The following is a 24,783-nucleotide window of genomic DNA, read 5'->3' on the forward strand; positions in this document are numbered from 1 at the left end:
TTTCTGTTCTCTCCTGTTGTCGGCTCTCGCTTCATGGAGCGCGCCGGCGCAGGCGTGGTGGAACGACGAGTGGGAGCTGCGCAAGAAGCTCACGCTGAACGCCGGCCCAGCTGGCGCTGCCATCAATGAACCGATCGGCGCCATGCCGGTCCTCATCCGACTGCACTCGGGCAATTTCAAGTTCGAGGCGGCCAAGCAGGACGGCTCGGATCTGCGTTTCGTCGCCGGTGACGACAAGACGCCGCTGAAGTTCCACATCGAGAAGTACGACAGCCTGCTGGGCGAGGCGTTCGTCTGGGTCAACCTGCCCGACCTGCGACCCGGCGCCCAGAGCGATATCTGGCTCTACTACGGCAACCGCAAGGCAACGCCGGCCGAGGATGCCAAGGGCACCTACGATCCCGATACCGCTCTGGTCTATCATTTCGGCGAACGCGGCACGCCGCTGCGCGACTGGAGCGCATGGGGCAACAACGCCCAGAGTGCGGCGCCCAGCGTCGACGGCACGCTGATCGGCCCGGGCCTGCGCTTTGACGGCAAGACCACGGTCACGCTGCCGCCCAGCCCGTCACTCGCCTGGGACAACGGCGCCGCGATGACGTGGTCGGCCTGGATCAAGCCGACGCCGGGTCAGACCAATGCCGCGATCTACACCCGCCGCAGCGGTGCCACCAGCATTGCGATCGGCATCGACAAGGCGACGCCCTTCGTCGAAGTGATCGACACGTTCGGCAGCCACCGCACCAACGCGACGGCGACGGTTCGCCCCGACGCCTGGCACCATCTCGCCGTCGTTGCATCGGCGCAGACGCTCACCCTCTATCTCGACGGTGCCGCCGTTGCATCGCTGAACACGACGCTGCCGGCCATGAACGGAACAGCACTGCTCGGCGGTGATGTTGCGCCGCCGGTGCCTGCCCCGACGACGACCGATGGTGCCACGGCGCCAGCGGCACCCACGCCGACGCCGGTGCAGGCACCGTCATCGGATCCGGCAGCGCCGGCGCCGGCGCCGGATGCTACGGCACCCGCCGCGGCGCCGGTCGCCTACGCCAACTATGCCGGTGAACTGGACGAACTGCAGATCGCCAAGGTTGCGCGGCCGGCGGGTTTCCTGAAGGCGGCGACCATCAGCCAGGGGCCCGACAACGCCAAGCTGCTGGCGCTCAGCGGCGATGAGGAGACCGGCAGCTGGCTTTCAGGCTACCTCGCCGTGATCGTCAAGGCGGTCACGCTCGATGCCTGGGTCGTCATCATCATCCTCGCCATCATGGCGGTGATCTCCTGGATCGTGATTGCCGAGAAGCTCACCTATGTCGGCCGCCAGGCGGGCGCCAACAATGCCTTCCTGCGCCGCTTCCGCGAGGCGTCAGCCGATCTCACCGTGCTCGATCGCGGCGATGCCGATGAGGTGTCGTCGCTCGGTGGCCGTATCACCGAGGCCGACGCGCGGATGATGCGCAACTCCTCGCTCTATCGCATCTACCATGTCGGCGCGCAGGAGATCCGCCACCGCTTCGAGCGCGACAAATCCAGCCGCCTGCTGTCGGCCGAGTCGATCGCGGCAATCCGCGCCAGCCTCGACGGCACCCTGGCGCGCGAGATGCAGCGGCTCAACCGCCTGGTGGTGGTGCTCACCATCGCCATCTCCGGCGGTCCGTTCCTGGGCCTGCTCGGCACCGTGGTCGGCGTCATGATCACGTTTGCCGCCATCGCCGCCAGCGGTGACGTCAACGTCAACGCCATCGCGCCGGGTGTGGCGGCGGCGCTGCTGGCCACCGTCGCCGGCCTTGCCGTCGCGATCCCGGCGCTGTTTGCCTACAACTACCTGCAGACCCGCATCAAGGACGTCACCACCGACATGCAGGTCTTCATCGACGAGTTCGTGACCAAGATGGCCGAGTACTACACCAACGGCGCCGAACAGCGCGCGCTGGCGGCGGAGTAGGGGCCATGCAGCTGCATTCCGACTCCAAGCCGTACGACGACATCAACATCACGCCGATGTTGGACCTCGCCTACGTGCTGCTCGTGATCTTCATCATCATGACCACTGCCAGTGTGCAAGGGATGAAGGTGAACCTGCCGAAGGCGAGTGCCCAGCCCAGCCTCGCGCAGCCGACCACCAAGGCGATCACCGTCACCAACGAGGGTCGCCTGTTCCTCGATACTGTGCCGGTCACGCTGCCGGAGCTCGAGCAGCGCCTGCTGCAGCAGAAGGCACTGACGCCGGAGTTTCCCGTCGTCATCAAGGGCGATGGCCAGGCGCAGTACCAGGGCGTGATGGACGTGCTCGATCTGCTGGGTCGCATCGGCATCACCCAGGTTGGCCTCGCGACCAAGCCACTCGTGAAGTAGCGGCGCAAAGGCAGGCACGCGACCATGGCCCGATCCAACACCCTACCTGACTTCATCCGGCAACACGGCGTTGCGATCGGCGCCGGAGTCGCCGTGCTGGGCGTGCTGGTGGTCGTCGCCTTCCTGGTGGCCAGGGGCGATTCCAAGGCACCGCGCAAGGCGACCGAGTTCCAGGTTGTCACCATTCAGCCGCCGCCCCCTCCGCCGCCGCCACCACCGCCGCCCAAGGAGATACCGCAGCCCAAGATGATCGAGCAGCCGAAGATCAAGGAGCCCGAGGTCAAGCAGGACAAGCCGCAGGAAAAGCCGAAAGAGGCGCCGCCCAAGAAAGTCGAGGCGCCGCCCAAGGGTCCGCTTGGCGTCGACGCGAAACCGACGGGCCCGGGTGATGCCTTCAATCTCGCCGGGCGTCCCGGCGGCAACGGATTGCTCGGCGGTGGCGGCGGTGGTGGCAGTCGGTGGGGCTGGTATGCCTCGATCGTCCAGGCGCAGATCGAAGAGGCGATGCGTGCCAACAAGAAGACCCGCAATGCCTCCATCCGGATCGATGTCCAGCTGTGGGCTGATGCCAGCGGCCGACTGGTCCGCGTGCAGCTTCTGAAGTCATCCGGCGATCCTGAGATCGACGAGGCCATCCGCAGCGAGGTGCTCATGGGACTGACGCTGCGCGAGCCGCCGCCGCGCGACATGCCGATGCCCATCGTCACCCGCGTCACCGCGCGACGTCCGAGCTAGGCGCGTCGTCATCAAACAAAGTCACTTGTCGCAGAGGGGTTCGAGAGTTCGATGTCTTATAGTCGCCGTATTGCCCGCCGCCGCCGCCGCGCCGCGCCCCTGATCGCACTCGCTCTGGGCAACGTCGTCGTCCTGCCGGCCCTGGCCGAACCGCCGCGGCCGGCCAACCCGAAGATCCAGTTGGCGCAGGCGCCCGAGGGTGGTTCCACGAACGCCACCATCAACCTGATCAACCTGATGATGAAGCGCGGCCTGCTCGATCGCAGCGAAGCCGATGAACTCATCCGTCAGGCCAATGCCGAAGCCACCGCGGCCCAGCGGCGCGCCACGGCGCCCGTTACTGCCCCTGGCGGTTCAGTCTCCGGTCCGGCACCGGCCACGGGTGGGCAGATGCGCGTGACCTACGTACCCGACGTGGTGCGCAAGCAGATCAAGGACGAGGTCAAGCAGGAGGTCATGGCGCAGGCCAAGGCCGAGAACTGGGCAGCGCCCGGTGTCTTTCCCGAATGGGCATCGCGCCTGCGTTTCACGGGTGAGGTGCGTACGCGCTACGAGGGCCAGTTCTATCCGCGCGGCAACGACCTCACGGGCGGCCTCGTCAACTTCAATTCCATCAACACCGGCAGCCCTTATGATGTATCGAACGCCAACATCCGTTTCCCCCCACTGGTGAACGCCAACGCCGATCGCGACCGCTTCCGCATTCGCGCCCGGCTGGGTGTCGATGCCGATCTCGGCGAAGGCTTCTCCACCGGCCTCCACATCGGCACCGGCGACAGCAGTTCACCGGTCTCGCCCAACCAGAGCCTGGGCTTCGCCGGCTCGGGGCAGGGCGGCAATTTCTCCAAGTACGCCGTCTGGCTCGAGCGGGCCTACATCAAGTACGAGCCATGGAAGGAGCCGGGCAAGTCCGTGGCGCTCACGGTGGGGCGCTTCGACAACCCGTTCTTCGCACCCAGCCAACTGCTGTGGGATGACGATATCGGCTTTGATGGCGCTGCGGTACAGGCGCGTTACGAGGTGAGCCCCGGCATCACACCGTTCATCAACATCGGTGCCTTTCCGGTGTTCAACACGGATCTGAACTTCTCGTCGGCGCAGCCCGAGAAATACAAGAGCTACGATAAGTATCTCTATGGTGCACAGATCGGCGTCGACTGGAAAATCCGGCCCGATACCACCGCCAAGTTGGGGCTCGGCTACTATCACTTCACCAACATCGAAGGAAAACTCTCGAGCCCCTGCATCGTCGGCAATGCGTCGGACAACTGCGATACGGACCATCGGCGCCCATCGTTCGCCCAGCGCGGCAACACGTACATGGCCTTGCGCAATATCGTGCCGACGGCGGAGAACGGTTTCGGCACGACCAATCAGTTCCAGTACTTTGGTCTGGCCAGCCGCTTCCGCGAACTGTCGATCGCCGGCAAGGTCGACTACGACGGGTTCGCGCCCGTGCGCGTCTCGTTGTACGGCGAGTTCGTGAAGAACCTGGCTTTCGACAAGAAGCGGCTGAAGCAGAACGCCGTCAACAATCGTGGACCGGGTGATCCGGGCAAGTACGAAGGCGGCGACACCGGCTACTTTATCGGCCTGACCGTCGGCTCGCCGCAGTTCAAGGAGCGTTGGGACTGGGCCGTCGACGTTGGCTACAAGTACGTCGAGTCCGATGCCACCGTCGATGCCTTCTCCGACTCCGATTTCGGTCTGGGTGGTACCAACCTGAAGGGCTTCCTCGTCGGCGGTCGCGTAGCGCTGAGCCGCCATGTGTGGGCAGGCGCGCGTTGGATGAGCGCCGACTCCATCGCCGGCCCGCCGTTCTCTGTCGACATCGTACAAGTCAATCTCGGCGCGAGGTTCTGATCATGCACGCACCCGTCATGTCGATCGCGGTCGGGCTGGTGGTTGCGCTCGCAGCCGGATTCCCGGCTGCGGCTCAAGATGCCAGCCTGGAAGGGCGCCTGCGCGACGCGTTGCGCTCAGCGACGGCCCAGGTGCGTTCACTCGAGGATGAACGTGCCCGCCTGCAGGCGCAACTCGCCGAGGCCGAACGCGAAAAGGAGGTACTGCGCCAGCATGCGGCAGCTGCCGCCACGCAGGACAAGGACAAGCCGGCCAAGCCGTCGGTCGACGACGAGACGCTGGCTGAATACAAGCGGCGACTGGCCGATCAGGCCGCGGCACTGGCCCAGCTCAATGACGCGCTGGAGAAATGGAAGGCTGCCTTCAACGAGGCAGCCAACGTGGCGCGTGCCAAGGAGACGGAGCGGGCGCAGCTGGCAACCCAGGTGCCGCCGCTCACGCAGCGGCTGACGGCCTGCGAGGCGAAGAACGTCGCGCTTTTCAAGGTCGGCAACGAGATCCTCGCGCGCTACGCCGGCATCGGCTTGGGCGATGCACTGGGCGCGCGCGAGCCGTTCATCGGCTTCAAGCGCGTTGAACTGCAGAACCTGGTGCAGGACTACCAGGACAAGCTTCTGGATCAGAAGGTGACGAAATGAATCGCAAGGCCATGACGCCTGTAGCCGGCCTGTGCGCCGCTGCTCTGGCGTTGTTCATGTCCACCGCCACCGTCGCGGCTGACGACGTCATTGCGCGTATCGGCAATACCGATGTGAAGGTCGACGAGCTTCGGGCCTACATTGCCTCGCTGTCGCCGCAGGACCAGGCGGCCCTGGCCAAGGATCCCAGCCTGCTCAGCCAGAGCGTACGGACCCTGCTGGCCCGCCGTATCGTCCTGCAGGAGGCTGCCGGCAAGAAGTGGGAGCAGACCCCCGCGGTCGTGGCGCAGCTGGAGCGGACCCGCGAGGCCGTGATTGTCGAAACCTATCTGCAGTCCGTGTCGGAAGCGCCCAAGGATTTCCCGGCCGACGCCGACGTGCAGAATACGTATGAGGCCAACAAGACGGCGTTTCTCGTGCCGCGGCAATTCCATCTGGCGCAGATCTATGTCGCGATGCCCAAGGGGGCGGACAAGGCGGCAACCGACAAGGCCGAGAAGAAGGTCGCCGACATCCAGGCGAAACTGAAGCAGAAGGGTGCCGATCTCGCTGCCATCGCGCGCACCGAGTCCGAAGCGCCCGAGTCGGCCGCCAAAGGTGGTGAGATCGGCTGGGTGCTCGAAACCCAGATCCGCCCCGAGGTGCGCCAGGCGGTGGCCGGCCTCGCCAAGGGAGCCGTCTCCGAGTCGATCCGCTTCGATGACGGGTGGCAGATCATCAGGCTGATCGATACCAAGGCATCCTACACCCGGCCGCTGGCCGAGGTTCGCGGCCAGATCGTGGACAAGCTGCGTGCCGATCGTGCGCTCGCCAACCGGCGCGCCTATCTCGCACGCCTGCTGGAACAGAATCCGCCAGCCATCAACGAGCTGTTGCTGTCGAAGGTCCTGGACAGCACTGGCCACGAGCCGCGGCGTGCCGCAGCGCCGGCCGCCACCAAGTAATTCGTGAAAGGAGAAACTTATGTCGAACACGACGCAGGCTGAGGCCCCGGTGGCTGACCCGAATGCCACCGCCCTGGTGCAGTCGCTGACGCCGGAACTCGTACGCACGTTGATGCAGGATCGCGGCTACCGCGTCGAACTGGCCGGTGATCGGGATCGCCCTCTGCTGCGGTCGGCGACCAACGGCGTGATGTTCGAGGTGCATTTCCTCAATGCGCTCCAAGACGCGAGTGGCCACGCCGACATGTCGTTCGGCGCCGTATTGCAGGTTCGGGGCACGCTGCCGCTGGAGCCGATCAACGGCTGGAACGGGCTGCGCCGGTTTTCCCGCCTGCATCTTCATAACGACCTGCTGGTGCTGAGCATGGACGTCAGCGTCCTGGGCGGTGTGACCAGCGCGTTCCTGCGCGCGCAGATCGAGATCTGGGATCTGCTGGTGCATGACTGCGTGTCGTACCTGCGGGACGCGTTGCAGCGCCTGGCGGCGCCAGCCGGGCTCAACGGCGCCGAGACGGCAACGATGCCGGGCAACATGCCGGCGGCGCCGGCGCAGGCTGCTGCAGTGTCGAACTGAAGGGTTTCCAGCCGACGCCGATGGTGGTGCGTCGGCTGGCCAGGTTCCCTTGCGTGTCTGCCGGGTCGTGTTTGAGGCGGACGCGTATGGGGCCGAGTGATTCCGGTGGAGAGCAGTGAACATCCTGCGGCCCTTTCCCCGAACCCGTTGGGCTCACTGTTCCCTGGAATCACTCGGCAACCTTTTGGGCGGACAGACCTTGAAGGGGGCGAGACGTGGCTGCCGAACTTCGCGAACTCGACGTGCTGGACCGCCCTGTGCGATCGGTGGCGACAGATGATTGGCGTCAACGCTTTCTGTCGACCTGCTCGTTTCGTGCCCCCGACCAGGTCGTGGACTCGGCTTGGCATCAGCATGCGCCCTTCGCGTTCTGGCTGATCGATAAGCTCAAGCCGCGCTTCTTGGTCGAATTGGGCGCGCATCGCGGCTTCTCCTATTTCGCCATGTGCCAGGGCGTTCGCATGGCGGGGGGCAGCGCGGCCGCGTTCGCGATCGATCATTGGAGCGGCGACGATCACGCCGGCCGCTATGGCGAGGACGTCTTCGCCGGCGTCGCGCGATACAACGCACAGCACTACAGCGATTTCTCGACCCTGATGCGAATGTCGTTCGCAGATGCCCGCCGGTACTTTGACGACGGGTCGATCGATCTGCTGCACATCGATGGCCGGCACTACCACGATGACGTGAAGTCGGATTTCGAGACGTGGCTGCCCAAACTGTCCGACCGCGCCGTGGTTCTGTTCCATGACACCAATGTCCGTGAACGCGGCTTCGGCGTTCAGCGCTACTGGGCGGCGTTGTCCCAGCGTTACCCTAGCTTTGCCTTCGTGCACGGGCATGGTCTCGGTGTATTGGGCGTCGGCAAGGTTTTGCCACCTGCCGTGCGCGACCTGCTCGACGTGTCGGCGGATGAGGCGAGCGCATCGGCGATCAAGTCGGCCTATGCCCGGCTCGGCGCGGCCGTTTCGGCCGACCATCGAACCAGCGAGGCAAGGGAAGCGGCCACGGCGGCGATGCGCGGCGAGATCGATCAGGCCGCGACCGCGCTCGCGGAAGGACGCCGTCGGGCCGCAGAAATCTCGGCCCGCATGGCGGTTCTCGAAGCGCAGCGCACGGCAAGCCAGGCGCGGCATATGGATGAGCGGGCGCGGCAGGAAAGAACGATCGCGCGGCTGACGATGGAGCTGCGCGAGGCGCGTCGTGCGCAGCGCGAACTGGTTGATGACCGCCAATCCCTGAAGCGATCCTGGCTGTTCCGGGCGAACGGCGTATCGCTGGTAGTACGCCGCGGGCTCGCGGCCGTCGCCCGACGTTGGCGGCACGGCCGCATCGAACCGCTCTTCGACGCGCGATGGTACCTCCACAAGAATCCCGACGTGGCCCGTGCTGCCGTCGATCCGTTTGGCCACTATCTGTCATGTGGCGCTGTCGAAAGGCGCGACCCGCACCCGCTATTCGACACAGCGTGGTACCTCGCCAGCAACCCCGACGTTGCCGCCAGCGACATCAATCCGCTGGTCCACTATGCGCGCCACGGCGGGCTCGAAGGGCGCAGCCCGCATCCTCTGATCGAGGCCCGCTGGTATCTCCAGCAGTATCCCGACGTGTCCGAGCGCGGCCTCAGTCCACTGGCGCATTACCTGATTGATCGCGCCGACAACAGTTGCGATCCGCATCCGCTGTTTGACACATCGTGGTATCTCGCCACCAATCCCGACGTTGCGGCCAGCGGCGTCAATCCCCTCATCCACTTCGTCGAGCACGGTGCACGGGAGTTGCGCAAGCCGCATCCGCTGTTCGACTGCCGCTGGTACGTCGAGCAGTACCCGGACGTCCTGCGCGAAGGCGTCAATCCGCTCGTGCACTATCTCAGCCATGGTGCCGGCGAAGGCCGCAATCCCAGCCCGATGTTCGATACCAACCGTTACCGGAGCCGGTATCTCGGTTCGGATCCGATCAACCCTCTGGTGCACTATGCCCTGATCGGGGCGAGCAAGGGCCTTAGCCCGAGCTCGCCACACTGATCATCCCAAGGAGCGCCGGTAGCATCAGTGGATGTCGGCCGAGTCCTTCATCGCCTTGGCAAGCTTTTCGAAGCTGAAGCCTTTCTTCTTCGAAGCGTTGATGATCACTGACTCGCGCCGGCCCAAAAGCTTGGCGGCATCAGCGATCTTCTTGGCGACATCGAGCGGGATCACCACGGCGCCATGCATGTCAGCATGGATCAGGTCGCCCGACTGGGCCGACATGCCGCTGATGCTGACGGGCACGCCGACGTCGACGACGTGCACGTGGGCGTGGCTCGGCATCACGTTGCCGGCCAGCATCTGAAAGCCCTTGGCGTTCATCGGGATGTCACGCACCGAGCCGTTGGTGATCACGCCCAGCGCACCCAGGCCGCGATGCACATGGCTGTTCACCTCGCCCCAGAACGAGCCGTAACCGGGCAGGGCATCGAGATCCTGCAGCAGGATCACCGACGGCTTGGGGCCTTTGTCGACATACTCATACCAGCGCAGGCGCATGGCGCGGTCATCCGCGGGCGTGCGGAACGACGGTTCGGCGGCGCGGATCGTACCGGTGCGGGCGAAGCCGACAATGGGCGGCAGGTTGGGATAAAGGCAGCGCAGCGGCTGGGTGTTGTAGCCATGAAGGCGCCGTTGCGGCGCCACCAGTTCCAACGCGTTGCACACTGTCGGCGTGTCGAGCGCCTTGAGCGCCCGGAAATCCGCCGCCGTCAGCGTCACTTTCTCTGCCATCAACCGTCTCCCGTTCGTCCACACGCTTACTGTCGTGGGCTTTGGAAAATAGGCTGCGGGCTGTCGTGGCGGCAAGCGCAACCCCGCATGGCTTGCCTGCATCTGCCCCTTGCATCGCGCCAGCCGCCGCCGGACACTGCGGCAAACCCTGGGAGGGGTGCCATGGCGGTTCTTTCGCAAGCGCAGATCGATGATTTCCGGCGCGATGGCTACCTGGTAGCGCCCGATGCGGTGAGCCCGGCGCAGCTCGCCGCGCTGCGTGCCGAGATCGCCGCCTGGGTCGAGAAGAGCCGCGCGCATCGCACCCCGTTCGGGCCACCCACGGTCGACGGCCGGCCACGCTTTGACATGGGTACGGAACACAGCGCCGAGAAGCCGGCACTGCGGCGTATCAACAACCCGTCGGACATCTCGGCAGCCTATCTCGACGTCATGCGCCAGAGCCGCATGACCGACATGGTGGCCGACCTGATCGGACCCGACGTGAAGTTCCATCACTGCAAGATCAACCTCAAGCTGACCGGCGCCAAGACCGAGGTGCTCTACCATCAGGATTTCGCCTACACGCCGCACACCAACGACGACATCGTGACGGCACTGCTGTTCCTGGACGATATCGACGCGACCAACGGCGCGCTGACCGTGGCGCCGGGTTCGCACAAGGGCCCGGTCTATTCGCTGTTCGACGGCGATACCTTCACCGGCGCCGTGGCGCCCTCCGTCGAGGCCGAGCTGCTGGCCAGGAGTGTGCCGTGCTACGGCCCGGCCGGCAGCGTCTGCCTGATGCACACCCGGCTGGCGCACGGCTCGACGGCCAACCGCGGCAGCACAGCGCGCGGCCTCTACATCTGCGTCTACACTGCTGCCGACGCCGTTCCACTGGCGCGCAACCCCATGCCCAGCCTGCACGAGGGCGAGATCGTGCGTGGCAAGCCGGCCCGCACGGCGCGCCTGACCCAGGGCCTGGTCGAGCTGCCGCAGCAACCCAAGTCGGCGTCGTTCTTCACTGTGCAAGGTCAGGCCTCGGCGACCTCGGCCTGAGGCCATGGAACCGCGTGGCCTGCAGACGGGTTATCCCGTCAGACAGGCACGGAGACGTGACACATGGCCGGCAAGCCGCGCGTGGTCGTCGAGGCACCCTCGATACTCGGTCTGTTTCCCAAAGGCGTTGAAACGCTGCCGGATGCGCTGCTGGCCGCTGGCCTGGCGCAGCGGCTGAATGCACGTCGTGCCGGGCGTGTCGAGCCGCCGCCTTATGACCCGCAACGCGATCCCGACACGCTGCTGCTCAATCCCCAGGGCTTGGCGGAATACGCCGTGGCGCTCGCCGACACCGTCGGTGCGTTGGTGGACGATGGCGCATTCCCGGTCGTGCTGGGCGGCGACTGCTCGATTGTGCTGGGTAACCTGCTGGCGCTGCGCCGTCGTGGACGCTACGGACTGCTCTTTCTCGACGGGCATGCCGACTTCTACCAGCCCGAAGCGGAACCCAACGGCGAGGCGGCGTCGATGGACCTGGCATTCGCCACCGGGCGTGGCCCGACCATCGTCACCGATATCGAAGGCCGCCGGCCGCTGGTGCGCGATGAAGACGTCGTCGTCTGGGGACGCCGTGACGCCGCCGTGGCAGCCGAATACGGCAGCCAGCGCGTCGAGGATACGCCGATCCGCCTGATCGACCTCGATGCGGTGCGGGCGAGGGGACCAGCCGCCGCGGCGGCGGAAGCCGTCAGCGATCTCGCGCGCGCTGACCTGGAAGGCTTCTGGATTCACCTCGACGCCGATGTGCTCGACGACGCCGTGATGCCCGCGGTGGACTATCGCATGCCGGACGGTCTGACATGGGATGAACTCGCCACCGTCCTGCGCGCCGGTGTCGACAGCGGTCGTGCCGTCGGCATCAACATCACGGTCTTCAATCCCAGGCTTGACCCCGACGGTAGCATTGCGCGCACGCTCACCGACGTTCTGGTGCGTGGGCTGCACGTGTAGTACCGACGATCGCTAGAGTGTGACTCAGGATCGTCATCCCGACAGCCTGTGATTTTATCGGCCCACGCTGTCATCCCGAGCGCAGCGAGGGATCTTTCGATGCAGGTGCACCCGTGCGGCACTTTCGGAAGATCCCTCGCTGCGCTCGGGATGACAGCGGGATCAGGGACGCGTGATTCCGGGTAGTAGCGTGGCCTGATCACTCCGCGGCCCGGCGCTCGCCTTCGGCGCGCCAGGTACGCCATTCGGCCAGCGCCTGTTCCATGGTCATGAATACCGCGCCGTGCTCGAGCAGCTTCAGGATCAGGCGCTCCAGCATCATCATGCGATGACCGCGGCCGATGACGTGCGGATGGAACGTATAGGTCAGGATGCCGCGATCGCGGATGCGTGTCATATAGACGAAGTCGTCGACGAAATTCTCCAGCACGTGTGTGGCGTTCGACAGGCCTTGCTGGATGGCGCCGTTGGGATTGCGCATGTATTCGAAGTAGGGGAAGTCGTCGAGCGACCAGCTGATCGGCATCTCGACCAGGCTCGTCTCGCGGCCCCGCACGAAGGGGGTCTTCAGCTCGGCGACGTCGCCCTGGCGCGCGAAGTAGCAGTCGTAGTCGTCGCCCATCAGTGAGCTGTCGTACTGGATGCCGTGCTTGAGCAGCAGTTCGATGGTGTGCGGGCTGAGGTCCCATGACGGTGAGCGGTAGCCGCGCGCGCCCCGGCCGCTGATCTTCTTGATCGCCTCGTTGCCGCGCACGATTTCCTCTTCTTCCTCAGCGCGCTCGACCGTCGCCGGTGGCCGGTGTGTCCAGCCGTGGTGGGCCAGCTCGTGGCCCGCGTCGACATAGGTCTCGACGCTTCGCCAGGCGCTCTCGATCGTATGCCCTGGCGTGAAGAATGTCGCCTTGGCGTTGTAGCGTGCCAGCAAGTCGACGATGCGGGGAATGGCGACAATATCGAATTCGCCCCGTGAAATCGGTGTCGGCGTGGTCATGCCGCGGGCGATGAAGCCCGACATGTGGTCATGATCGAACGTCAGGCAGGCGATGTGTCGGCGCATGAGATCCTCCGTCTCTTGGTGGGATTGTCCTCGCCCGTTCGGCGCGGTGCAAGCTGTTGCGTTTCTGTGAACCGACGTTCATGATGTTTGTGGAGGCGACGTGCAAGCATGCGGCTCCACCGGATGAGGTTCGGGACAACGATCCCGCACAAAGCGCCCATACGGTGGATCCCTGGACGGGAGGATCTGGTGCCGAAAGATAGTGCAAGCCAACGCGCGGCTGGCGCGGGACGGACCGCTGCGCCCTCATCGGAGAGGGGATAGTAGCCGATGTCGGCTGCCGAATCCCTCGCCGACCGTGGCGCCGCAGCGCCGATCCTGACCGTTCAAGGTGTTTCCAAGAAATTCGGCGGCGTGACCGCGGTCCAGGATGTGTCGCTGGAGGTGCCGCGCGGCACCATCGTGTCCGTGATCGGTCCCAATGGCGCGGGCAAAACGTCCCTGTTGAACATGATATCGGGCTTCTATCGTCCCGATACCGGCTCCATTGCGCTCGAGGGCTCTGCCATCACGGCGCTGCGTCCCAGCCAGGTGGCGGCACGGGGCATTGCGCGCACGTTCCAGAACATCGCGCTCTTCAGCGGGCTGACCGTGCTCGATAACCTGATGCTGGGCCGCCACGTGCACATGCGCTCGGGCGTGTTTGCCAGTGCGCTCTATTGGGGGCCGGCGCGCCGTGAGGAGATCGCACACCGCCAGCGCTGCGAGGAGATCATCGAGTTCCTCAAGCTGCAGGATCTGCGCAAGCAGCAGACCGGCGCGCTGTCCTATGGCCTGCGCAAGCGCGTCGAGCTGGGCCGCGCGCTGGCACTGGAGCCCAAGGTGCTGCTGCTCGACGAGCCGATGGGCGGCATGAACCAGGATGAGAAAGAGGACATGGCGCGCTTCGTGCTCGACGTGAATATCGAGCGCAACGTCACCGTGGTGCTGATCGAACACGACATGGGCGTGGTGATGGATATCTCCGATCGCGTCGTGGTTCTCGACCGCGGCCGGCGCATCGGTGGCGGCACGCCCGAGGAGGTGCAGCGCAGTCCGGCCGTCATCCAGGCGTATCTTGGCACGACGAAAGGGGGCGGCCAGACATGAGCCTTGTCGACTCGCCCCACACCGGCACCTTGCCCAAGCTGCTGGCCCGCAATGCGCGGCAGTGGTCGTCCGATCCCGCCATGCGCGAAAAGACCCGTGGCATCTGGCAGACCTGGAGTTGGGCCGACTACCACACCCAGGTACGAGACTTCGCGCTTGGCCTGGCGTCGCTGGGCTTCAAGCGCGGCGAGAAGCTCACGGTCGTCGGCGACAATCGCCCGCAGCTCTATTTTGCCCAACTCGCCGCGGCGGCGCTCGGCGGCTTCTCGGTTCCGGTATACCAGGACTCGATCGCGACCGAGATCGTCTACGTGCTCAACCACGCCGAAGTGTCGATCGTCGTCGCCGAGGACCAGGAGCAGGTCGACAAGATCTTGTCGCTGAGGGATCAACTGCCCAGCCTGCGCTGGATCGTCTACGACGATCCGCGTGGCATGCAGAGCTACGCCGATCATGCGCTGATCCGATCGTTCGTCGATGTCGTCGCGGCCGGCCGCACGTATGGCAATGACAATCCCGGCTACTTCGACACCGAGCTTGCCAGGGGCGCGCCCGACGATGTGGCGATGATCGCCTATACGTCAGGCACGACGGGCAGTCCCAAGGGTGTGATGTTGACGCATCGCAACATGATCACGATCTCCGAGGGATTCGTGACCATGGAGGGCATCCGTCGCGGCGACAACTGGCTGTCCTACCTGCCGATGGCCTGGGTCGGCGACACGACGTTCACCGTGGGCGTCGGCCTGGTCGCTGGCATCACCGCGAACTGTCCCGAGAGTCCCGAGACGGTGCAGCGCGACCTGCGCGAGCTGGGCCCCAGCGGCTTGGTGGCACCGCCGCGGATCTGGGAGAACATGCTGACGTCGATTCAGGTGAAGACCGCCGACGCGACACCGCTGAAACGCTGGGTCTTCGCACACTTCCGCCGGATCGCCGAGCAGGTCGAACTGGCGCGGTCCGAGGGGCGGGCGGTACCGCTGGGGCAGCGCATGTGGTACGCGCTTGGCGAGTTCCTGGTGTATGGACCCGTGCGCGACCAGCTGGGCCTGCGCCGGGCACGGAGCTGCTACACCGGCGGCGCTCCGTTGGGGGCAGACAATTTCCGGTTCTTCCGGTCCTTCGGTATCAACCTGAAACAGGTCTATGGCGCCACCGAAGCATCGGCGCTGATCGCCTGCCAGCTCAACGATGAAGCCGATCCGAACTCCGTCGGGCGGACCCTGCCGGGTGTCGCCGTGCGGGTCGATGACCGCGGCGAGGTGATGGTATCGGGTCCCAATATCTTCAAGGGCTACTTCAAGCAGGACGAGGTCACGCGCGAGACGATCACCGCGGATGGCTGGCTGAAGACCGGCGATGCCGGCTTTGTCGATCCGCGCGGCCATCTCGTCATCATCGATCGTGCGAAGGATGTCGGCAAGCTGGCGGACGGCACGCCGTTTGCGCCGCAATTTGTCGAGAACAAGCTGAAGTTCAGTCCCTTCATCCGCGAAGCGGTGTCGTTCGGCGACGGCAAGCCCTTCGTGGCGGCGATGGTTGCCATTGACCTCAATACGGTCGGCAATTGGGCCGAGCGCAACAACCTCGCCTATACCAGCTTCATGGATCTCAGCCGCAAGCCGGAAGTGGCGACGTTGATCGGCGAGGAAATCGTGAAGTGCAACGTGACCTTGCCGGCGGCGGGGCAGGTACGCCGGTTCCTGCTGCTGAACAAGGAACTCGATGCCGACGACGCGGAAATGACCCGCACCCGCAAGGTGCGCCGACGCTTCGTAGCCGAGAAGTACGCGTCGGTGATCGAGGCGTTCTACAGCGGCAAGAACGAGGTCGAGGTGACGATGGAGATCACCTTCGAGGACGGCCGCAAGTCGACATTGACGTCGACCATCGCCTTGCATGAGACGGCGCCCGGCGCCGTGCAGCGGGCAGCCTAGGAGCGTATGCGCCATGGAATGGGAATTCACGCTGCTGCTGCTCGTCAACGGCATCCTGATCGGCCTGATGTACGCCCTGATCGCCCTTGGCTTCGTGCTGGTCTACAAGGCGACCGACGCCATCAACTTCGCGCAGGGCGAGTTCGTGATGTCGGCCGGCATCATCGCGGCTGTCGTCGTGGCGGCATCGACCAGCTTTGTTCTCGGTGCCATCGTGGCGCTGGCGGCCATGGTCATGTTCGGCTTCCTGCTCGAGCGCGCCATGCTGCGGCCGCTGCTGGGCCGGCCGATCGTGGCCGTCATCATGGCCACCATCGGTCTGGCGGCATTGTTGCGCGGCCTGATGCCGCTGGTATTCGGCGCCGGCACACGGCCGATATCCCTGCCGGAGTTCATTGGTGAGGATCCGATCCCGCTCGGTCCGGTCATGCTGCAGCCGGTCCAGTTGGTCGGCGCTGGCGTATCGATCCTGTTCCTGGCCGGCTTCAGCTGGTTCTTCCTGAAGAGCCGCATGGGGATCGCCATGCGGGCGGTGGCTGACAACCAGCAGGTCGCGATGGCCATGGGCATCAATGTCGAGCGCTATTTCGCGCTGGCCTGGGCCATGGCGGGGGTCGTGTCGGCCCTGGGTGGCGTGGTGTGGGGCTCGATGCTGGGTGTCGATGTCCACTTGGCTCTGGTCGGGCTCAAGGTGTTCCCGGTCGTCATCCTGGGTGGCCTCGACTCGATCATCGGTGCCGTCGTCGGCGGCCTGATTATCGGCATCGTCGAAAATCTGGCGGCCGGCTACATCGACCCCTATGTCGGCGGCGGCACCAAGGATTTTGCGCCCTACGTGGTGATGATTCTGGCGCTGATGATCCGGCCATACGGCATCTTCGGCAAACGCAAGATCGAACGCGTCTAGTAGCGGGCGGACCCCATGTTTCATCGCGAGTCGGGCATCTTCAAGACGACCTACGCAGCCGACATGGCGCTCTATCCGCTGCCTGTGGCGAAGGTCACGGTGGCAGCCATCGCTGCGATCGCCATCCTGTTTCCCATCGTGCTGCTGAGCCTCGCGCCGGCGCTGGTCGCGAACTACTACCTGTCGATCATCAATCTGATCTTCATCGCCATCGTGGGCGCCCTGGGACTGAACATCCTGGTCGGCTACACAGGCCAGATATCCATCGGCCATGCCGCCTTCATGTCGGTGGGCGCCTACACGGCCGCCAACCTCGCCGTGAAATTCGACCTGCCGTTCTGGATCACGCTGCCGGCGGGTGGTCTGATGGCAGCGCTGATCGGTGCCATTGTCGGCATTCCCAGTCTCCGCATCAAAGGCCTGTATTTGGCGATCGCGACGCTGGCCGGCCAGCTCATCATCGAGTGGACCATCAACCACGTGCCGGCAATCTCGGGCGGCGCCCAGGCCTCGATCGAAGTGCCCAAGCCGAGCCTGTTCGGCTACGAGTTCAAGACCCAGGGGCAGCTCTATTTCTTCCTGTTGTTCTTCGTCGCGTTGGCCGTCGTGGCGACGCTCAACCTGGTGCGCAGCCGCATCGGCCGCGCTTTTGTCGCCATCCGCGATCAGGATATCGCGGCCGAGATCATCGGCATCAACATCTATCGCTACAAGCTGCTGTCGTTCGCGATTTCCTCGTTCTATGCCGGTGTGACCGGCGTGCTTTACACGTACTATCTCGGCATCGCCAACTATGAGCAGTTCCAGATCGTCGTTTCGATCGACTATCTGGCGATGATCATCATCGGCGGTCTGGGGTCGGTGCTGGGTTCCGTCCTGGGCGCGATTTTCGTGACCTTGTTGCCGATCGCGATCACCTGGCTGGTCGAAAGTGTCGGCTCGATGATGTTCGAGATGCAGCAGATCCAGCACGTGGTGTCCAACGTGCGTGTCATCACGTTCGGCCTGCTGATCATCGTGTTCCTGATTCTCGAGCCCGAGGGGCTCAACCGCCTGTGGCGTAACATCCGTAACTACTTCAGAGTCTGGCCGTTTTCCTACTGACCGGCCTGCTGCGTGGGCAAAAGGATAGGGAGGGTAGAATGTCGAAGACTGCAAGTCGTTGGGCGTTCACGACGCTGCTTGCGGCTGGCGCCGCGCTGGCTTCTGTGCCGGCCTGGGCGCAAAAGGAGATCGTGGTCGGTGTGCAGTGCGATCGCGTCGGGCCGACGCAGACCGTCAGCACGATCATGTGCCCGGGCTTCCACGACTACATCGCGCTCGTCAATTCGAAAGGCGGCATCGAAGGCTTCAAGATCCGTGTCGTCGAAATCGACAACGAGTACAAGGTGCCGCCGGGCGTCGAAGGCTACGAGCGCCAGAAGAAGGAAGGCGCCGTTTCGATCGCGCTCTACGGTACGCCGATCGTGGCGGCCCTGACCCAGCGGCTGTCGGAGGACAAAATTCCCGGAACGTCGCCGGGCTTCGGTACCGCCACGGGTGCCGACGGCAAGCGCTACCCGTATTCGTTCCCGATCGCCGCCAGCTACTGGTCGCAGGGGGCAATGGGTGTCAAGTTCGCCAAGGACAAGCTGGGCGGCAGCCTGAAGGGCAAGAAGATTGCCTACCTGTTCTACGACAACCCGGCCGGCAAGGAGCCGCTGCCGATCCTCGAGGATCTGGCCAAGAGCGAGGGCTTCGAGCTTAGAACCTTCGCTGTGCCGGCGCCTGGCGTCGAGATGGGCGCCCAGGTCCTCGACATCGCCCAGCGTTATCGCGCCGATTTCGTCATCGCACACCTGTTCGGCCGCGCGCCGTCGGTGTCGATCAAGGAACTGAAGCGCGTCGGCTATCCGCTCAGCAAGGTGATCTCCTTCGTGTGGGGATCGGCGGAGGCCGATATCGAGGCGGCCGGTGGCTTCGGCGTTGCCGAGGGCTATTACACGATGCAGTTCGCCGGCGTCGGCACGGACTATGCCGTGCACAAGGACATCGCCGCGATGTACAAGGCGCAGGGAAAGGGCCCGCCGAAGGAAATGGCGTCGACGGTCTACTACAACCGCGGTGTCGTGTGGGCCGCCATGCACGTCGTGGCCATGCGCAACGCCATCAAGGCCAAGGGCGGCGCGGCGCCGACCGGCGAGGACGTGAAGAAGGGCTTCGAGCAGGTCAGCGCCAAGGATCTGGAAGCACTCGGTGGTGTGGCGCCGCCGCTGGCCATCACGCCCGAGGATCACGAGGGCGGCGGCTGGGTCCAGGTCTTCCAGGCCAAGGGCGGCAAGCTCGTGAAGGCCACCGAGTGGACGCAAGCCTACCGCGACGTGCTGAAGAAGCATCTTGAAGCCGAAGCCAAGAAGGCTGGCGGCTGACGGACCTATCGAGCCTTCCTCCGCGCGCGGAGGAAGGCCGACCGACAGGAGTCTGCGTCTGCCATGCTGAACCTGAACAACGTCGAAGTCGTCTACGACGGCGTGATCCTGGTGCTGAAGGGCGTGTCGATTACCGCCGGCCAGGGCAGGATCACGACCTTGCTGGGCGCCAACGGCGCCGGCAAGACGACCACCTTGAAAGCGATCTCCGGCGTTTTGCGCAGTGAACGCGGCGAAGTGACCAAGGGTGCTGTGGAACTCGATGGTCGTCGCATTGACGGCATGCCGGCCTTTGACGTCACGCGGCTGGGGCTGGCCCAGGTGTTCGAAGGCCGGCGCGTCTTCGAGCACCTGACGACCGAAGAAAACCTCATCGCGGGCGGGCATATCCGCCCCGACATGCGCGAGATCCGTACCACCATGGAGATGGTGTACGGCTATTTCCCGCGCCTGAAGGAGCGGCGGACGCAGCAGTCGGGCTATCTCTCCGGCGGGGAACAGCAGATGCTCGCGATCGGTCGTGCCCTGATGAGCCGGCCCAAGGTGATCTTACTTGATGAACCATCCCTGGGCTTGGCGCCGATGCTGGTCGAGGAGATTTTCGGCATCGTCCAGAAACTGGTGAAGAACGAAGGACTCACGGTGCTCTTGGTCGAGCAGAACGCCACCCTGGCACTCGAGATCGCCGACCACGGCTATGTGATGGAGAATGGCCGCATCGTGCTCGAGGGTGCCGCCGCCAGCCTGCGCGAGAACTCGGACATCAAGGAGTTCTACCTCGGCCTCAACGAGGTCGGCTCGCGCAAATCCTACCGCGACGTCAAGCACTACAAACGCCGCAAACGCTGGCTGTCCTGAGTCGAAAAAATACCTTCCCCCGCTTGCGGGGGAAGGTGGCGCGAAGCGCCGGATGGGGGGTGCTTCAACGGAAATGGTGCTTGCCATCGAGCGTCGGCGCCGTCGCACCATCCCCCATCCGCCCTTCGGGCACCTTCCCCCGCGAGCGGGGCAAGGTATTGCACTCACAACCCCGGCTTCAGACCCAGCGACGCGATGTAGCTCCAGCGGATGGTGCCGTTGGCGAAGCGGATGCCTTCGAGGTACTGCGCCAGCGCAGCGTCGATGCGTGCCTGAGGTAGCGGCAACGGCTCGCCCCAGCGCGAGGGCGGCCGATCGGCGATGGCGACAACGGCGTCCCAGTCGGCCGGCCGCGGGATCGACACGACGGTCGATGGCGTGTCGAGGTTCTTGTACGTCCAGAAGCTCCAGCCGATACCATGGCGCTCCTGCAGGGTGCGGAATTGCTCGTTCCACGCGTCGGTCAGCTCGCCGGTCTCTCCCAAGAACAGAGGCACGTTGTGGCGATAGCTGAAATCGAGGTGGCGCTGGATCGAATCGCGGCGTGTGCTGGCCCAGAAGCTATGGAACGTGTAGGCGAGGTTGGGCGCGAATGGCGGGCCGAACATGTCGAAGCTCGAGCTCCATTGGCCGCCGGCCAGGAAGATGATGCGGTGCGGGTCGACCGACCTGATGGCGGCTGTCGCCTCGCGATAGAACGGCTCGAGCTTGCCGTTGAGGTAGGCAACGTCGTGATAGGGAGCAATCGGCTCGTTGAGCAGGTCGTAGCCCAGGATCGTCGGATCGTCGCGGTAGCGCGCTGCGATGTGGCGCCACAGCGCGATGGTGAGTTGCCGGTGCGCCGGCACGTAGAACATCAGCGGATAACCCGGCCCGTCGTCATGGTTGATGCCGGTCTGCCCGCCGGGCGCGGCGTGCAGGTCCAGCACGACGCGCAGGCCATGCGTACGTGCCCAGCCCAGCACCCGGTCGAGCAGGGCATAGCCCTCGCCCTCGAAGCGCGGTGGGCTGCCGGCGGTCACGAAGTGCCGGTAGTGCAGGGGAATGCGGACCATGTTGAAGCCGACGGCGGCGATGAAGCGCAGGTCGTCCTCGGTGATGTAGGTGTCGCGGAACGTCTTCCAGAAGCGTGCCGCCCCCTGTGAACCAACCAGGCGCTCCATGGCGCCCTCGATCTGGCGCGGTGCCTTGGCGCGCTCGAACTTGAACATGTAGCCCTCGGGCATCATCCAGTTGCCGAGGTTGATCCCTTTCAGGAGCAGGGGCTTGCCGTCGGGGGTGACGAATCGGCGGCCCTCGATACGCACCAGGCCGTCGGCCGGTCGGGCGAGGGCCGGGGACGGCAGCACGGCGATGACAGGCAGGGCGAGGAAAAGACGGCGGCGCACGGACATCTTGGCTTCATTGTTGCGGCAGAGAGTAGATCGCGACCGGGGGTCAGCGGTAGTAAATACTTGCAAGGTGCGCGCCATCCGGCGTCGCGGCTGCGCCGTTGCCGGGGGGAAAGACGCCGACCATGTTCACGGTTTTGTGGGTTGCGCTGTGTGTGGCGGCCTTCGTGGTGTTGACCGGCCGGTTGCGGCTGCACCCCGTCGTCGCCATGGCAGGTCTCGTCGTGGCCTTCGGCGTCGCCGCCAACATGACGGCCAATTCGGTCGGTCGCGCATTCGGTATCGGCTTCGTCCACACCCTGGAGCAGGTCGGGTTGGTGCTGGTCGGCGGCGCCATCGCCGCGGCGTTCGTCGACGGTTCGGGTGCCGCAGCACGCATGGGCGCCGCCCTGGGCGGCCACCGCGGCCTGCCGATCCCCATCGGTCTCGTGGCGGGCGTCGGCGGATCTCCCACCGCGGCGCTGGCCTTGGCATTGCCGGTGGTCCGTTGGGCCGGTCCGCGTGCGGGGGTACCGCTGTCGCTGGCGCTGTTGGCGGCACATGCGTTGGTACCGCCGTCGCCCATCGCGATTGCGGCGGCCGCCGTCCTGAAGGCAGACATCTTTGCCGTCTTCGTGATCGGCGCGCCGCTGGCAGTGATTGTCGCCGTTACAGGTTGGCTGGCCGTGCGCCGCGCGCTGCCGGCTGAGGTCGATGCACCGGCGGAGTCCGCCGGCCGCCCGACCTTGCGCGACGGGCTGGCGCTGAGCCTGCCGGTACTCGTGCCATTGGCATTGCTGGTCGTTCAATCGGTGGCGCAGATCCCCAGCGAGCCGCTGGGCCGCGGCGGCGCGCGCGAATTCTATACCGGCATCAGCCGGCCGCTGATGCTGATGGTGATCGCGGTCGGCCTGGTGTTGCTATTGACCTGGCAATGGGATGGCAAGGCGCTCTCGGAGCAGGGTTGGATCGGCGCAGCGCTGCGCGGAGCCGCCGCGACTCTGCTGGTGGCGGGCATGGCCGGTGGCTTTGGCCGGGTGATCGACGAGACCGGTATTCCGACTCTGCTGGCGGAAGACGTGTCAGGCCTGAGGCTGGGCGTGCTGGGCCCCTTTCTGGTCGCGCTGCTGATCAAGACACTGATGGGCTCGTCGCTGGTCGCGACTCTGACCGCTGCGGGCATGGTTGAACCCTTGCTGCCGTCGCTGGGGTTGACCGGTGACGGCGGGCGTGTGCTTGCGGTGTTGGCGATCGGCGCCGGTGCCATGGCCGTCTGCCACATCAACGACGCCCAATTCTGGCTGACGGCGTATGCCGCGCGACTGACGCCGGGCCGCACCCTGCGGGTCTTCTCTCTCGGCACGGTGATCCAGGCGGCGCTTGCCGTCGTGATCCTGCTGCTGTTGTCGCTCGTGGTGCGCTGACCGTGCACGCCCACGAGGCCAGCGCATGAGCGCGCGTGGACGCGCGCGGTCCGAAGGAACTACACTGGCCACGTCAAAGAGGAGGCTACTATGGCGGCTGTCGATGACCTGAGGCGCATGATCGCCGACGCCACGCGCATTGTCGGCTTCACCGGCGCCGGCATTTCGACCGAGTCAGGCATCCCCGACTTTCGCTCACCCGGCGGCATCTGGACGCGCTATCGGCCGATCGAGTTCGGCGACTTCCTGGCGTCGGAGGAGGCACGCCGCGAATCCTGGCGCCGCAAGTTCGCCACCGATGCGGTAATGCGCAACGCAACCCCCAATGCCGGTCACCGCGCACTGGCGCGCCTGGTCGAACAGGGACGCATGACGGCCATCGTCACCCAGAACATCGATGGCCTGCACCAGGCCTCGGGTGTGGCCGACGACAAGGTCATCGAGCTGCACGGCAACGCCACCTATGCGGCCTGCCTGGATTGCGGCGAGCGTTACGAGCTGGAGTGGGTGCGTGCGCTGTTCGATCAGGACGAGACCTTGCCGGAGTGCCGCCAGTGCGGCGGCATCGTGAAGACCGCCACGATCTCCTTCGGCCAGTCGATGCCGGAGATCGAGATGGAGCGGGCGCGCGAGGAGACCATGGCATGCGATCTCTTCGTCGTGCTGGGCAGCTCGCTGGTGGTCTACCCGGCGGCGGCGTTCCCAATGATGGCCAAACGCAACGGTGCCAGGCTGGTGATTCTCAACCGTGATCCCACCGACCAGGATGATGCCGCGGATCTGGTGATCCACGACGAGATCGGCCCCACCATGAGCCGTGCGGTCGGCGTGAACTGACGCGCGTTGGGAGAAGCGCCGTGGCCGTGCTCTTCGCGCAGAACATCAACGTCAACTATGGCCAGGCGTACCTTGAGCTGGCGGGGCCGTTCGATGGTTCGATGGAGGATTGTTTTCGTGGACAGCAAAACGGAATCTGCGGCGCTGCCGCGTCAGACATCCTATTCCTGATGACAGGACTGCACACCGGTCAGGTCGGGTTCACGATCAATCTGTTCGAAGCGGATCAGGGCATTGATGATCGCTGGGATGAAATCGTCGAAGTTTCGCTCGTAGCGCCGAAGAACGAGATATCACTCGTGGAATGGGCAGCCGAGATCGGGCATAAGATGTTCATCGTCCCCGGCACCTATCGCGCCCGATATCATGCGCGCGGCATGCAGGCCGGAAGCGACCTGGATACGAACACAACGACATCCGCCGTTGACACGTACCGGCTGGATTTGTGGAAAGCCGACTGGGCTCCGGACCGTGTCATCAAACGGACATCCGAGATCGCAGTCTACTGGCATGACTGGGCCGCCAGTCTTGTAAAAGCCGGGTAGGACTTGGCATCGCGGGTCGGTGTCGCGCGCCATCGAAGCCATGCTCTCTAGGCTGGCCGCCAACGATCGACTATAGATCCTATGGTCTCGAAGAGAAGAGGGCGGTATGGGCAGTTTTTCACTCTTTCACTGGCTCATCGTTTTGGTGGTGTCGTTCCTCTGGATTTTTCCGATCTGGATGATTCTTCAGCGCATCGGCCGGCCAGGCCCGCTCGCGCTGGTCGCCTTGATCCCGCTGCTGGGCGTGGTGTTGCTCTGGTGGATCGCACTCTCGCGCTGGCCATCCCAGGACAGTGGCAGCGCGACCAACATGCTTCCACGGACCTGATATCCCAGTATCGACTGTCGCTCGAGTGTGAGTCGCGACTGTCGCCCCGAGCGTAGCGAGGGATCTAGGAACGGCGCCTGGATCCCTCGCTACGCTCGGGATGATGGTGTGGACGGCCCCCACCCGGCATCGATGTGCCAAACTGGTTGTGGTGATG

At 65.0% G+C, this 24,783-nt stretch carries 23 protein-coding genes; 20 read left to right on the forward strand and 3 right to left on the reverse strand.

What is annotated here, in order from left to right:
• Window positions 1-16: 16 nt before the first annotated feature.
• The 8 genes from FQU96_RS28145 to FQU96_RS28180 all read left to right on the forward strand — a co-directional run bounded on the left by FQU96_RS28145 (window position 17) and on the right by FQU96_RS28180 (window position 9,139).
• Window positions 17-1,948, forward strand: coding sequence for a DUF2341 domain-containing protein (locus tag FQU96_RS28145; protein WP_255468599.1), 1,932 nt, complete (start codon window positions 17-19; stop codon window positions 1,946-1,948).
• Between the two features lie 5 nt (window positions 1,949-1,953).
• Window positions 1,954-2,358, forward strand: coding sequence for a biopolymer transporter ExbD (locus tag FQU96_RS28150; protein WP_146544690.1), 405 nt, complete (start codon window positions 1,954-1,956; stop codon window positions 2,356-2,358).
• Between the two features lie 24 nt (window positions 2,359-2,382).
• Window positions 2,383-3,093: a TonB C-terminal domain-containing protein gene (locus tag FQU96_RS28155; protein WP_146544691.1), complete on the forward strand. Its 711-nt coding sequence runs from the start codon at window positions 2,383-2,385 to the stop codon at window positions 3,091-3,093.
• A gap of 51 nt (window positions 3,094-3,144) precedes the next feature.
• A complete protein-coding gene (locus tag FQU96_RS28160; RefSeq protein ID WP_146544692.1) occupies window positions 3,145-4,956 on the forward strand; it encodes a putative porin in 1,812 nt (603 codons plus the stop codon).
• Between the two features lie 2 nt (window positions 4,957-4,958).
• Window positions 4,959-5,594 (forward strand): hypothetical protein, encoded by a 636-nt coding sequence (locus FQU96_RS28165; RefSeq protein WP_146544693.1) that lies wholly within the window; start codon window positions 4,959-4,961, stop codon window positions 5,592-5,594.
• Complete coding sequence (locus FQU96_RS28170) at window positions 5,591-6,538, forward strand: peptidylprolyl isomerase (RefSeq protein WP_146544694.1); 948 nt, start codon at window positions 5,591-5,593, stop codon at window positions 6,536-6,538. Before FQU96_RS28165 ends, FQU96_RS28170 begins: the two co-directional genes overlap by 4 nt.
• Window positions 6,539-6,557: 19 nt before the next feature.
• Window positions 6,558-7,112, forward strand: a complete 555-nt coding sequence (locus FQU96_RS28175) for a YbjN domain-containing protein (protein WP_146544695.1) — start codon at window positions 6,558-6,560, stop codon at window positions 7,110-7,112.
• 410 nt (window positions 7,113-7,522) lie between these two features.
• Window positions 7,523-9,139 carry a class I SAM-dependent methyltransferase gene (locus FQU96_RS28180; protein WP_146544696.1) on the forward strand — a complete coding sequence of 539 codons (1,617 nt, stop codon included), beginning with the start codon at window positions 7,523-7,525 and terminating at the stop codon, window positions 9,137-9,139.
• Between the two features lie 24 nt (window positions 9,140-9,163).
• Here the strand turns inward: FQU96_RS28180 and FQU96_RS28185 are convergent, their stop codons facing one another.
• Window positions 9,164-9,874, reverse strand: coding sequence for an RraA family protein (locus FQU96_RS28185; protein WP_146544697.1), 711 nt, complete (start codon window positions 9,872-9,874; stop codon window positions 9,164-9,166).
• A gap of 162 nt (window positions 9,875-10,036) precedes the next feature.
• Between FQU96_RS28185 and FQU96_RS28190 the strand changes: the two genes are divergently transcribed.
• Both FQU96_RS28190 and FQU96_RS28195 read left to right on the forward strand, forming a co-directional pair.
• On the forward strand, window positions 10,037-10,915 hold the full coding sequence (locus FQU96_RS28190) for a phytanoyl-CoA dioxygenase family protein (RefSeq protein ID WP_146544698.1): 879 nt from the start codon (window positions 10,037-10,039) through the stop codon (window positions 10,913-10,915).
• A 63-nt stretch (window positions 10,916-10,978) separates the two neighbouring features.
• Window positions 10,979-11,866, forward strand: a complete 888-nt coding sequence (locus FQU96_RS28195) for an arginase family protein (RefSeq protein ID WP_146544699.1) — start codon at window positions 10,979-10,981, stop codon at window positions 11,864-11,866.
• A gap of 199 nt (window positions 11,867-12,065) precedes the next feature.
• Here the strand turns inward: FQU96_RS28195 and FQU96_RS28200 are convergent, their stop codons facing one another.
• Window positions 12,066-12,923, reverse strand: a complete 858-nt coding sequence (locus tag FQU96_RS28200) for a polysaccharide deacetylase (RefSeq protein ID WP_146544700.1) — start codon at window positions 12,921-12,923, stop codon at window positions 12,066-12,068.
• Window positions 12,924-13,193: 270 nt separating this feature from the next.
• Here FQU96_RS28200 and FQU96_RS28205 point away from each other — a divergent pair, with 270 nt between their 5' ends.
• The 6 genes from FQU96_RS28205 (at window position 13,194) to FQU96_RS28230 (ending at window position 20,122) form a co-directional block, all read left to right on the forward strand.
• Window positions 13,194-14,012 carry an ABC transporter ATP-binding protein gene (locus FQU96_RS28205; RefSeq protein WP_146544701.1) on the forward strand — a complete coding sequence of 273 codons (819 nt, stop codon included), beginning with the start codon at window positions 13,194-13,196 and terminating at the stop codon, window positions 14,010-14,012.
• A complete protein-coding gene (locus tag FQU96_RS28210; protein WP_146544702.1) occupies window positions 14,009-15,949 on the forward strand; it encodes an AMP-binding protein in 1,941 nt (646 codons plus the stop codon). Before FQU96_RS28205 ends, FQU96_RS28210 begins: the two co-directional genes overlap by 4 nt.
• A gap of 13 nt (window positions 15,950-15,962) precedes the next feature.
• Window positions 15,963-16,856, forward strand: a complete 894-nt coding sequence (locus FQU96_RS28215; protein ID WP_146544703.1) for a branched-chain amino acid ABC transporter permease — start codon at window positions 15,963-15,965, stop codon at window positions 16,854-16,856.
• A 15-nt stretch (window positions 16,857-16,871) separates the two neighbouring features.
• A complete protein-coding gene (locus FQU96_RS28220) occupies window positions 16,872-17,960 on the forward strand; it encodes a branched-chain amino acid ABC transporter permease (protein WP_146544704.1) in 1,089 nt (362 codons plus the stop codon).
• A gap of 38 nt (window positions 17,961-17,998) precedes the next feature.
• On the forward strand, window positions 17,999-19,264 hold the full coding sequence (locus FQU96_RS28225; RefSeq protein WP_146544705.1) for an ABC transporter substrate-binding protein: 1,266 nt from the start codon (window positions 17,999-18,001) through the stop codon (window positions 19,262-19,264).
• 63 nt (window positions 19,265-19,327) lie between these two features.
• On the forward strand, window positions 19,328-20,122 hold the full coding sequence (locus FQU96_RS28230; RefSeq protein WP_146544706.1) for an ABC transporter ATP-binding protein: 795 nt from the start codon (window positions 19,328-19,330) through the stop codon (window positions 20,120-20,122).
• Window positions 20,123-20,286: 164 nt separating this feature from the next.
• On the opposite strand, the gene FQU96_RS28235 is transcribed toward FQU96_RS28230, so the two are convergent.
• Window positions 20,287-21,516 (reverse strand): glycoside hydrolase family 5 protein, encoded by a 1,230-nt coding sequence (locus FQU96_RS28235; RefSeq protein ID WP_178130747.1) that lies wholly within the window; start codon window positions 21,514-21,516, stop codon window positions 20,287-20,289.
• A 122-nt stretch (window positions 21,517-21,638) separates the two neighbouring features.
• Here FQU96_RS28235 and FQU96_RS28240 point away from each other — a divergent pair, with 122 nt between their 5' ends.
• The 4 genes from FQU96_RS28240 (at window position 21,639) to FQU96_RS28255 (ending at window position 24,626) form a co-directional block, all read left to right on the forward strand.
• On the forward strand, window positions 21,639-22,916 hold the full coding sequence (locus FQU96_RS28240; RefSeq protein WP_146544708.1) for a GntP family permease: 1,278 nt from the start codon (window positions 21,639-21,641) through the stop codon (window positions 22,914-22,916).
• A 90-nt stretch (window positions 22,917-23,006) separates the two neighbouring features.
• Window positions 23,007-23,753 (forward strand): Sir2 family NAD-dependent protein deacetylase, encoded by a 747-nt coding sequence (locus FQU96_RS28245; protein ID WP_255468600.1) that lies wholly within the window; start codon window positions 23,007-23,009, stop codon window positions 23,751-23,753.
• A 20-nt stretch (window positions 23,754-23,773) separates the two neighbouring features.
• Entirely contained in the window at window positions 23,774-24,298 is a 525-nt protein-coding gene (locus FQU96_RS28250; RefSeq protein WP_146544709.1) for a hypothetical protein, read from the forward strand.
• A 106-nt stretch (window positions 24,299-24,404) separates the two neighbouring features.
• A complete protein-coding gene (locus FQU96_RS28255) occupies window positions 24,405-24,626 on the forward strand; it encodes a hypothetical protein (protein WP_146544710.1) in 222 nt (73 codons plus the stop codon).
• Window positions 24,627-24,783 lie beyond the last annotated feature (157 nt).

It is taken from the genome of Reyranella sp. CPCC 100927 (genome assembly GCF_007859315.1).
GTDB lineage: Bacteria > Pseudomonadota > Alphaproteobacteria > Reyranellales > Reyranellaceae > Vineibacter.